This window comes from Rhizobium ecuadorense, assembly GCF_001187535.1.
Classification (GTDB): Bacteria; Pseudomonadota; Alphaproteobacteria; order Rhizobiales; family Rhizobiaceae; genus Rhizobium; species Rhizobium ecuadorense.
This window is the reverse complement of the sequence record NZ_LFIO01000098.1, coordinates 1-302: the sequence shown is the minus strand read 5'-3', so window position 1 is coordinate 302 and position 302 is coordinate 1. Positions and strand designations below refer to the sequence as shown.

The following is a 302-nucleotide window of genomic DNA, read 5'->3' as shown; positions in this document are numbered from 1 at the left end:
GACGTAGCCAATTTTCGAACAGCGGCTCACCGCCGCTGCCGTCGGCCATGCCGAACATGCCCTTGCGTTTGCCCGCCTTGGTGATCTCCGCACCGATGCGGCCGAATTCTTCCCAGGTGGTTGCCTGGGTCGGCAGATCGACGCCGGCCTCCTTGAAGGCAGTGGTGTTCAGGACCGTGGCCGCCGAATTCGCCCCGAGGCTGACGCCGTAGAGGTGGCCGTCGACACTGCCGCCTTCGATCTGCGCCTTGTCGAAATCGTCGAGGTTGAGCTTGGCCGGCATATAGGATTCGAGCGGGGCG

General features: G+C 64.2%; 1 protein-coding gene. It reads right to left on the bottom strand.

The window, feature by feature from the left end; all coding sequences use genetic code 11:
• Positions 1-302 (bottom strand): extracellular solute-binding protein (locus AF337_RS03905; RefSeq protein WP_152970888.1); only part of this gene is annotated, 302 nt, incomplete at both ends.